The 8333-nt window shown below is 61.1% G+C and carries 8 protein-coding genes and 2 pseudogenes; 4 read left to right on the forward strand and 6 right to left on the reverse strand.

Going from position 1 to position 8333, the window contains the following annotated elements; genetic code table 11:
• The 3 genes and pseudogenes from ACQUQ1_RS21235 to ACQUQ1_RS21245 all read right to left on the reverse strand — a co-directional run.
• Positions 1 to 165 (reverse strand): annotated as a pseudogene (locus ACQUQ1_RS21235) (DUF955 domain-containing protein); the annotation flags it as partial.
• A gap of 112 nt (positions 166 to 277) precedes the next feature.
• On the reverse strand, positions 278 to 625 hold the full coding sequence (locus tag ACQUQ1_RS21240) for a hypothetical protein (RefSeq protein WP_128904661.1): 348 nt from the start codon (positions 623 to 625) through the stop codon (positions 278 to 280).
• A 75-nt stretch (positions 626 to 700) separates the two neighbouring features.
• A complete protein-coding gene (locus ACQUQ1_RS21245; RefSeq protein WP_128904729.1) occupies positions 701 to 1702 on the reverse strand; it encodes a DUF6610 family protein in 1002 nt (333 codons plus the stop codon).
• 285 nt (positions 1703 to 1987) lie between these two features.
• Between ACQUQ1_RS21245 and ACQUQ1_RS21250 the strand changes: the two genes are divergently transcribed.
• Positions 1988 to 2194, forward strand: a complete 207-nt coding sequence (locus tag ACQUQ1_RS21250; protein WP_128904660.1) for a heavy-metal-associated domain-containing protein — start codon at positions 1988 to 1990, stop codon at positions 2192 to 2194.
• Here the strand turns inward: ACQUQ1_RS21250 and ACQUQ1_RS21255 are convergent.
• Positions 2191 to 4467: a heavy metal translocating P-type ATPase gene (locus ACQUQ1_RS21255; protein WP_128904659.1), complete on the reverse strand. Its 2277-nt coding sequence runs from the start codon at positions 4465 to 4467 to the stop codon at positions 2191 to 2193. The two genes, ACQUQ1_RS21250 and ACQUQ1_RS21255, sit on opposite strands and share 4 nt — an antisense overlap.
• A 131-nt stretch (positions 4468 to 4598) precedes the next feature.
• On the opposite strand from ACQUQ1_RS21255, the gene ACQUQ1_RS21260 reads away from it, so the two are divergent.
• A complete protein-coding gene (locus tag ACQUQ1_RS21260; RefSeq protein ID WP_128904658.1) occupies positions 4599 to 5153 on the forward strand; it encodes an ArsR/SmtB family transcription factor in 555 nt (184 codons plus the stop codon).
• Between the two features lie 2 nt (positions 5154 to 5155).
• On the opposite strand, the gene merA is transcribed toward ACQUQ1_RS21260, so the two are convergent.
• Positions 5156 to 6610: a mercury(II) reductase gene (merA, locus tag ACQUQ1_RS21265; RefSeq protein WP_435066226.1), complete on the reverse strand. Its 1455-nt coding sequence runs from the start codon at positions 6608 to 6610 to the stop codon at positions 5156 to 5158.
• A 78-nt stretch (positions 6611 to 6688) separates the two neighbouring features.
• Here merA and ACQUQ1_RS21270 point away from each other — a divergent pair, with 78 nt between their 5' ends.
• Together ACQUQ1_RS21270 and ACQUQ1_RS21275 are read left to right on the forward strand one after the other, a co-directional pair.
• Positions 6689 to 7033 (forward strand): winged helix-turn-helix transcriptional regulator, encoded by a 345-nt coding sequence (locus ACQUQ1_RS21270; RefSeq protein WP_128904656.1) that lies wholly within the window; start codon positions 6689 to 6691, stop codon positions 7031 to 7033.
• A 101-nt stretch (positions 7034 to 7134) separates the two neighbouring features.
• Complete coding sequence (locus ACQUQ1_RS21275; RefSeq protein WP_128904655.1) at positions 7135 to 7689, forward strand: peroxiredoxin; 555 nt, start codon at positions 7135 to 7137, stop codon at positions 7687 to 7689.
• A 42-nt stretch (positions 7690 to 7731) separates the two neighbouring features.
• Here ACQUQ1_RS21275 and ACQUQ1_RS21280 read toward each other — a convergent pair.
• Positions 7732 to 8333: pseudogene (locus ACQUQ1_RS21280) on the reverse strand (hypothetical protein); the annotation flags it as partial.

Here is an 8333-nt window from a genome sequence, read left to right on the forward strand (position 1 = left end):
GAATCGGGACTGGACATCGAGCCACTCCTGGAACTGTTGGCTGGCTTTTGCCTCGTCGACGTCTGCGACGAGCTCGTCGATCCAGTCTTCGATGGTACTGTGCATCTCGTCGTGTCGGGTGTCGGTCTCCTCGAACGAGACTCCCGACTCACTGGCTGTCATCATGGATTGCATCACATCGAGTACGACGACGTCTCCGAGAAGTCAGGACGCGCCGCGCCCCTCGGGGGCGCACGATAAACATCGGCGCGACTTCGGGGGGTTTAGATCGGGGCTGCTATCGGAGCGCTGCTTTCTCGTCAGCGAAGCCGACCGTGACGAGGTACTCGAGGAACGCGTCGAACTGGTCGACATCGCTCGGCGTGTCCGTCGCGAGGTGTCGAACCCACTCGATCGCCCACTGGAACGCGGGATCGGTTCCGCCCTTGCCATGTATATACCACCAGCGGGCGGCCTTCAGGACGACGAGCGGATTCGTCGGCGGTTGCTCGCTTGCGAGTCCACGAGTGATCGATCGGATTTCCTCGGGTACCTCAGCGGGGTCGACCTCGCCTGATTGGGTGTTCGATACGTCGACTGGAATATCGTCGATCGAGACATCGTTCGGACGCTGTTGTTGACTCACGGAAAATCACCTTCTCGGAGGACTTTTTGGATCGAGCCCTCGCCCCCTCCGGGGCGCGAAAAACCACTCGTAGCGTCACGCCGGTGGAATGTACACGCTCTGCTCGCCGGCGATCTCCTCGAGGTTGTTCCGATGGCGATGCGAGAAGTAGCACTCGTAGCTGCAGTAGCCACAGAGCACGCCGGTATCATACTCCGCGATGAAGGGACCGCGCCGAGTCGTCCAGACGTTCGCTTCACATTCGGTACACGCAGCACTATCGAGGTCGGTTGGTGACGGCCCCTCGTACTCGATTTCGAGGATGTCGCTATGTGGCGCTGAGTCAGGCCAGACGCCGTGGGACTGCCAGAAGGCCTTGATGCGGGCGAGACTGTGTCGCACCGTCTTCCGAACTGTGACGTGGGAGGCGTCACGACCGCTATCATCCCAGCCGTCAGCCGTCCAGAACTCCCCGAACTGCGCGCCGCGATGCAGCCCGTTCCAATCGAGGCCGACGATGTCGGCTGGTGGCTCGTCGGTGAGTGTCGGCCTGGTCAGCTGTCGAATGGCGTCGAGCTGCTTGGGCGGACTCCCACCGAGGATGTGGACGCGCCGCCCTCTCCAATCGGTTGGGTCGGAGAACTCGTGCGCCAGGCGATCGGCGTACCCTCGCGAATAGCCGAGGATGATATCATCTGGGATCGTGTCAATCACCGCTTGGGATTTCGGGACGATGATGACCTCGGCATCGGGAAAGCTGTCCTGAATCTCACGAGCAGCAGCGATGTGGGCGTCAACGTCAGTAGGTTCGTAGATGTCGCCGATGACACCGACCTGTGGCTCGTACTCGAAGAACCGCTCGACGAATCGATCCAGATCGGGGTTCTGGAAGTCGTTGTCGAGCATCCCGACGGGGAGGGTGAGATTCTGATATTGGGTCTCCTGATACCCGCAGTCCTCCCGAAAGCCGGGAAGGAAACCGAGCTCATAGGCATCCAGAGTGAACGGCGCTCGATGGAGGAACGCCACGATGTCGGCTTGTCTGGCGGCAGCGATGTCGCTCGCCGTGCTGGCGCTGGAGCTCAGCTCGAGGGACATGATTGGAGTTACGAGGCCGCTGTTGGCCGCCCCGCGCCCCTTCTGGGGGCCTGACAAACCGAGGTACAGTCTGTTAACCAACAACAGGGAAACTTATGCGGGGATTGTTGGTTAAGGACAGGACTTACTCTTCGTCGTCAGTGGTCCCCTCCTCTCGAAGAGCCTCCACCCCTTTGGGGCCGACACAAACAACTCTCCGGACGATGACGCCCCGCCTCTAATAGAGATAAAACCGATACAACAGTTATCGTAATGGTCATCCCCCGCGAGTGTTTACAGGCCCGTATGGAGCGAAAGACGATCGCCGTCATCGGGATGTCGTGCAACGGGTGCGAACAGAACGTGGAGACCGCCCTGCGAAACCTCGATGGTGTAAATCGGGTCGAGGCCGACCACGACGCTGACACGGTCGACGTCGTCCTCAAGGATGGAGTCTCAGACGACGACGTGAACGCGGCAATCGAACAGGCTGGCTATGACGTAAAGGCTTAATCGGCTGTCACTCGGCCGTCTCCACGCTCGCCGTCGGTGCGTTCTTTGAGAGCGAATTCGGTGTTGACACCCTCACCGGAGAGGAGCTGACCAGCGAAGCTGTTGGCGAGGACGGCCGAGACGGACAACACCATCGCAAGCATCGCGAACACCGGGTGAACGAGCCCCGTGGTCGCGGCGGCGACGCCGATGCCGTTGAACGCAAAGGCCGTCACGAGATTCTGGCGAGTCTTTCGATAGCTCTCGTTCCCGATCTCATAGGCGTCCATCACGCCGCCGAGCCGGTCACCCATCAGGACGATGTCCGCCGATTCGATGGCGATGTCGGTCCCGGCGCCGATGGCGATGCCGATGTCCGCCTGTGTGAGTGCCGGCGCGTCGTTGATGCCGTCGCCGACCATCGCCACGCGGTGGCCGGCTTCCTGCAGGCGACCGATCTCCTCGCGTTTCTCGTCGGGCAACACGTCGGCCATGACGCGGTCGATACTGACCTCCTCGGCGACCGCGTTCGCGGTGCGCTCGTTGTCCCCGGTGATCATCACGGGCGTAATGCCGGCGTCGCGAATCCGCCGGATGGTCTCGGCGGCGTCTGCTTTGATTTCGTCACCGATGCCGATCAGGCCGAGTAGGTCACCGTGACGAACAACTCCGGCAACGGTGAGGCCGCGGCCCTGAAGTCGCTCAATATCGTCGCTCCTCTTCGAAAGGTCAATCCCCTCATCGCTGAGCCATCCGGGTTTCCCGACCAACACGTCGTCGCTGCCGACGATCGCTCGGACGCCCTTGCCGGTCACCGAGTCAAAGACGTCGGGATCCGCGTACTCGACATCTCGCTCGTCAGCGAACTCGAGGATCGCATCGGCGAGCGGGTGTTCGGAGAAGGCCTCCGCGCTGGCCGCCGTCGCGAGTACGTCTTCCTCGTCGGCGTTGAACCCGACGACCGCACTGACGGCGGGTTCGCCGACGGTGATCGTGCCGGTCTTGTCCAGCACGATGTGGTCGACGTCGGGGAAAATCTGGAAGGCGTCGCCGGAGCGCATCAAAATGCCACGGTTCGCTGCCTTCCCGCCACCCCGAATCAGGGCGAGCGGTGTTGCCATCCCAAGCGCACACGGATAGCCGAGGACGAGGACCGCCAGCGCTGCGAACGCCCCTCGCTGGACATTGGGGTCTGCCCCCCACGCGAGCGGTGCGACCACCCAGAAGAGGAACGAGAGCGCGGCAATCGTCAAGACGCCTGGGACGAAGTACTTGAGGACGCGGTCGGCGAGCTGGATAATGCCGGGTTTCATCGCCCGCGCCTCCTCGATCTCGCGTGCCACCTGATTCAGGAACGCGTCCTCCCCGGTTGCAGTCACCTCGATAAGCAGCGTCCCGGTCTCGTTGACGCTGCCACCGATCACCGTGTCGCCGACCGTTTTCTCCTCGGGGATGGACTCACCGGTGGCAACCGACTCGTCGACCGTGGACTCTCCCTCGACGACCATCCCATCGACGGGGATGTTCTCGCCAGGCTTGACCCGGACGTAGTCGCCGACGTTGAGGTCGTCGAGGGGGACTTCCTCGACGTCACCGTCATCACTGACGCGGCGTGCCGTGTCGGGCTGGAGGTCGAGAAGGCCTTGGACGGCTTGGGAAGCCCGCGTGCGGACGATGAGGCTGGTGTACTCCGAGAGGATGTGGTAGGTGGTGATGAACACGGCGACGGCGAAGAAGTGGACGGTCGGGAAGCTCGGGAAGACAAACAGGCCGAGTAACCCCCCGAGGAGCCCGGCGAAGGCGCCCGCTTCTAGGAGGACGTGCTGGTTGAAGATCCTCCGACGAAGGCTCTGGAACGCCTTCTGTTTGATGTAGCGCCCGGGACCGAACATCGTCCCGAGCGCTAGCCCCAGCGTCACCAGGTCCATCGCGAGCGATGCCGACTCGAAGCGTCCCATTACGAGAATCATCCACCCCATCAGGGCTGCGACAACGAGAGATGCGCCGCCAGCGATGAGGAGACGCCGCTTCCCGTCGGTGAGTTCGGCCTGCTGCTGCTCGTATCGTTTTGCCTTGTCCGGATCTCGGATGGTGTAGCCGAGGTCCCGGAGTGTGTCCTTCACCGCCACCTCGCTCAGGCGGTCATCGTCGTACTGGACGAGTACCTCCTCGTGGGCGAGACTCACGTCGACGTCCTCGACGCCGTCGGTCCGGGCGTAGGCCTTCTCGATGCTCTCGGCACAGAACGAGCAGGACATTCCCCCGACGTTGAATTGTTCGTGTGTCGTTCCCATCGTGAGTGGTGGTTATCGCGCGACGCGGAAAATCATTACGACAATAATTATAGCGGTATCAAAGTCCTAATACCGATGTCGGGAGAGTGGCGTTACTCTTACTGTCGTTGTTCGCCTATCTCCTCACAAGAATGGCGCTCCTCGAATCTGATGTGCCGATCCGCGAAGTCGTGACGACAGACCCGGAAAAAGCGAAGGCGCTGGAGAACGACGTCCGGGCGAAGATCCTCGATATGCTCGCGACCGATGAACTGACGATCGAGGAGATTCACGACGAACTGCATCGTCGCGGCGAGGAGAAGGCGGAAACAACGGTCCGCCACCACGTGAATGTCCTGAAGGACGCGGGGATGGTTGAGATCGCCCGTCTCGAGGAAGCTGGTGGGGGGACGCGGAAGTACTACAAGTCGAACACGCGAGTCTTCTCGTACGAGCTCCCGGAGGGTGCCGACGAAACCCTTGCAGGGGCGCAGTCCACCGCATCCGAGGAGCTGACATCCCTCATCGAGACGTTGTACGCGGACCACGGTACTGAGATCGAGGCGGTCGCCCGCGAGATGAAACCCTGTGAATACTGCGATACCCAGCACTACGAGGAGTTCATCGTTCGCGAACTTTTGAACCGTGCCCTCATCGAACTGGGCGAGAGCGGCACGCTCGAGGACGTGTTCTCGACCGACGACTGACCTCACTCGATACAGCAGCTCATTTTGGACGTATCCCGACGGAACGCCTGACAGGCCTGCTTGAACGCCTCGGAGAACGTCGGGAACGGGTGGACAGTATCGATGATGTCGTCGACGGTCAGTCCGAACCTCACAGCCAGCGTGGCTTCCATAATCATGTCGGCGGCACGCGGCCCGACCATGTGGACACCGACGATTTCGTCGGTCTCGTGGTGTTTGACGACCTGGACGAGGCCGTCAGTATTCTTCACGGCTTTCGCCCGCGGCACGTCCGCCATCTGGACGGTCCGGCACGAACAGGTGCCGTGCTCGTCCATATACTCGAGTTCGGTCGTCCCGACGGCGGCGACTTCGGGGCTGGTGAACACGACTGCGGGGACTGCATCGTAGTCGATGCTGACGCCCTCGTTGCCGAAGGCATTCTTGACGGCGTGATTGCCCTCCTTGGCGGCGACCGTCTCCAGTTCGGGCTCGCCGATCACGTCGCCCGCCGCGTAGATGTCGGGATTCGTCGTCTGGAAGTACTCGTCGACACGAATCGTCCCGTCGGGGTTCGTTTCGATCCCAACCGTTTCGAGGCCGATGCCCTCGCTATTCGGCTGGACGCCGGTCGCGACGAACAGCGCGTCGCCGGTGACCGTTCGCTCAGTGCCGTCGACGGTTGTTTCGACGGCGACGCCCGACTGGATCGCTTCGGCGCCGCCGTCAGCTGCTGGCCTGCGGACGCGCCGGAAGTCGTTATCGGTGAGTATCTCGATGCCTTCCTCATCGAATGCACGCTGCATCTCGCGACCAAGTTGGCCTTCCATGTCCGAGAGGACGCGCTCGGAGCGCTGGAGAATCGTCACGTCGACGCCGACACGGTGGAGGATCTGGCCCCACTCCAGCGCGATGTACCCACCACCGAGCATTAGGATACTCTCGGGGAGGTCGCGCTCCTCGAGGATGGTTTCGCTCGTGTAGTAATCGACCTCCTCGAGGCCGTCGATGGGCGGCGCCCACGGTGAACTGCCAGTCGCGACGAGCGCCTTCTCTCCAGTAATGCGCGCGCCCTCGTCGGCGCCGTCGACGACCTCGATGGTTGTGTCGTCGACCAGCTGGCCGTACCCCTCGTAGATGTCGGTCTCGAAGTGCTCGGCGACATCGACGTAATTCTCCCGCCGGAATCCCTCGACGAGGTCGTCGGTCCCGTCGAGTGCGTCGGCCCAGTCGACAGTCGGTTCCTCAGGGTATCGAACGGCGTCGAAGGGATTCTCCGACGCTGCAGCGCCGCTCTCGGCGACGGCAAGCAGATGCTTACTCGGGACACAGCCGACGTTCACGCAGGTTCCGCCGATGGGCAAGCCGGTGTTCACCATCGCCGTCGAGAGGTCCCGTCGGCTCGCTTCAGTGATCGCGGCGAAAGCTGCGGCGCCACCGCCGAGAATCACGAGATCATAGTCGGATGTGTGAGTCATCTATACCGAAACTTTACGACGGGAAGTTCTTATACTCCAGAGTCCGAAGCTATAGAGTAGGTTGGAGGCCACGAAGCTATGGCAGATACTACTTCACCGGCGCCAACGTGCGATGTTGAGGGGACGTGCTATTGTCCGCTCACAGGAGTTATCGACACGTTGAGCCGAAAATACGCGATGCAACTCGTCAGTATCATCGGCGCACACGATTCGCTGCGGTTCGCGGAGATCGAGGCGCACCTCCCTACAGCGAGCACGTCGACAATCTCGAAACGCCTCGACGAATTCGAGGAGGCAGGGATCGTCTCACGGACGCAGTACAACGAAATTCCGCCACGCGTCGAATACGCGCTAACTGACGAAGGGGATGAGATTCGTTCGAGATTAGAACCCCTTCTTGAGTGGGCGACGGCGAACTCCTGACGTACGGATTCCAGTGAATTTCATCCCACATTTGAGGCTACTCCATTCAGGTGGGGGTGTTAGCCCCAAGACTATCCTTTCTTCGTGTGCTACTGTGACGCATGATAAACGAGGGAGCGTCTGCACCGTCATTCACTCTTCCAGGTCTCCGTGACGGAGAACAAACCGAGTACAGCTTGGATGAGACAACTGCGGATGATCGGGCTGCGTTGCTAGTTTTTTACCCATTTGATTTCAGTCCTGTTTGTACAAACGAACTGTGTGCGATCCGCGATGCAGAGTGGTTTCAGCTGACGCCGGCGCTCGATGTCTGGGCAATTTCTGGGGACAGCGTCTACGCCCACCGAGCATTCGCCGAGGAATACGGCATCAATTTCCCGTTACTTAGTGATAGTTCCGGGCGGGTTGCCGAGTCATATGATGTCTGTTATGACGAATGGGAGAACCACGAGCGCGTTCCACAGCGTGCCGTGTTCCTCATCGATTCGGAGCAAACGATTCGATACGCTTGGGCCACAGAAGATGCACTCGAGAAGCCGGATTTCTTCCCGGTTAAAGACGCTCTTGATACGCTGGAAGCGGAACGCGATGAATTCGGTCCTGATGATGTCGAATTAGTCGTCGAATATAACGAGGAACCGGAACCGCTCACGTAAACGGCTGTTTGAGGACAGTTTCAGTGAACGCCGCTCCGACAATCAGCCCATCGCCTCTTGGAACCGCTCACGCAGCGCATCTTCACGCTCCTCGAACTGGTCGACCTTCTCCTGTAGATCATCGCTGACGCGCTCGATGCTCGCGAGCGCACGCTCGCCGGCGAGCGACGCCTGCGACCCGTCGTCGCCGTCCGCCTCGAGCTGCTCCTCGTAGGCTCGCTCGACGCGCTCGATGGTACCCTCGGGGTTGAACAGGATGTCGTTGGCCGTGCGGACGTAGCCGTCCAGCGACGCACCCTCCTTGCCCTGGAAGAAGTGAGTGAGCGCGTACGTCGCGCCGGAGTGCAGCGTCCACATATCGATCTCGAACGGCGACGCAGCGTTCGCCTCGGCATCCTCGGCAGCACGCTCTGCGAGATAGTCCGGGAATCCCAGCAGGCTGTAAAACTCGGTGACGGTGAACGGGAGCTCGGAGAACTCGAGATCGATCTCCTGCGCATCTCGGATGAATTCGAAGAGGTCGTCGGCGACGAGTTCGACCTGGGCGAGAATCTCCTCCCACCAGGTCCGGAAGTCCCGAACGTCCCCGACGTGCTTGATGACTTCCTTGTCGGTGAGCGAGCGCATCGAATTCGAGCAGTACC

This window comes from Halobaculum sp. EA56, assembly GCF_051195075.1.
In the GTDB taxonomy this organism is placed as follows: Archaea; Halobacteriota; Halobacteria; order Halobacteriales; family Haloferacaceae; genus Halobaculum.

Bases quoted from the DNA above. Each gene is read 5' to 3' on its own strand.
- ACQUQ1_RS21270 (WP_128904656.1), top strand. From the start codon at position 6,689: ATGGCAGATACTACTTCACCGGCGCCAACGTGCGATGTTGAGGGGACG.
- ACQUQ1_RS21260 (WP_128904658.1), top strand. From the start codon at position 4,599: ATGGCGCTCCTCGAATCTGATGTGCCGATCCGCGAAGTCGTGACGACA.
- ACQUQ1_RS21245 (WP_128904729.1), bottom strand. From the start codon at position 1,702: ATGTCCCTCGAGCTGAGCTCCAGCGCCAGCACGGCGAGCGACATCGCT.
- ACQUQ1_RS21250 (WP_128904660.1), top strand. From the start codon at position 1,988: ATGGAGCGAAAGACGATCGCCGTCATCGGGATGTCGTGCAACGGGTGC.
- ACQUQ1_RS21275 (WP_128904655.1), top strand. From the start codon at position 7,135: ATGATAAACGAGGGAGCGTCTGCACCGTCATTCACTCTTCCAGGTCTC.
- ACQUQ1_RS21255 (WP_128904659.1), bottom strand. From the start codon at position 4,467: ATGGGAACGACACACGAACAATTCAACGTCGGGGGAATGTCCTGCTCG.
- merA (WP_435066226.1), bottom strand. From the start codon at position 6,610: ATGACTCACACATCCGACTATGATCTCGTGATTCTCGGCGGTGGCGCC.